General features: G+C 71.6%; 1 protein-coding gene. It reads left to right on the top strand.

Annotation, left to right across the window (positions count from 1 at the left end; all coding sequences use genetic code 11):
• Positions 1-13: 13 nt before the first annotated feature.
• Positions 14-803, top strand: a 790-nt coding sequence (locus KUM32_RS37910; protein ID WP_217146367.1) for an aspartate-semialdehyde dehydrogenase, incomplete at its 3' end; no start/stop codon positions are given.

The following is an 803-nucleotide window of genomic DNA, read 5'->3' as shown; positions in this document are numbered from 1 at the left end:
GTGGAGGAGCAGGATGAGAATCGGAATCGTCGGTGCCACCGGCCAGGTCGGCGGGGTGATGCTCGGCATACTCGCCGAGCGTGGCTTCCCGGTGGAGCAGTTGCGGCTGTTCGCCTCGGCGCGCTCGGCGGGGCGCACCCTGCCGTGGCAGGACACCGAGATCACCGTGGAGGACGCGGCCACGGCCGACTACTCCGGCCTGGACATCGTGCTGTTCTCGGCCGGCGGCGCCACCTCCAGGGCACTGGCCCCCAAGGTGGCCGCCGCCGGACCCGTGGTGATCGACAACTCGTCGGCCTGGCGGATGGACCCCGAGGTCCCGCTGGTGGTCTCCGAGGTGAACCCGGACGCCGTCGCGAAGCGCCCGAAGGGCATCATCGCCAACCCCAACTGCACCACCATGGCGGCCATGCCGGTGCTGCGCCCGCTGCACGCCGAGGCCGGTCTCGAGAGCCTGGTCATCGCCTCCTACCAGGCGGTGTCCGGAAGCGGCCTGGAGGGCGTGGCCGAACTGGAGGAGCAGATCCAGAAGACCGCCGGGACGGCGGCGCGGCTCACCCACGGCGGCTCGGCCGTGACCCTGCCCGAGCCGCGCAAGTACGCCCGGCCCATCGCGTACAACGTGCTGCCGATGGCCGGGTCGCTGCTCGACGACGGCTCGGGCGAGACGGACGAGGAGCGCAAGCTGCGCAACGAGAGCCGCAAGATCCTGGGCATCCCGGAGCTGCTCGTCTCCGGAACCTGCGTCCGGGTGCCCGTCTTCACCGGCCACTCGCTCCAGGTCAACGCGCGCTTCGCGGCTC

Source organism: Streptomyces sp. AC627_RSS907, assembly GCF_019049165.1.
This window is presented reverse-complemented; position numbering and strand designations above follow the sequence as displayed.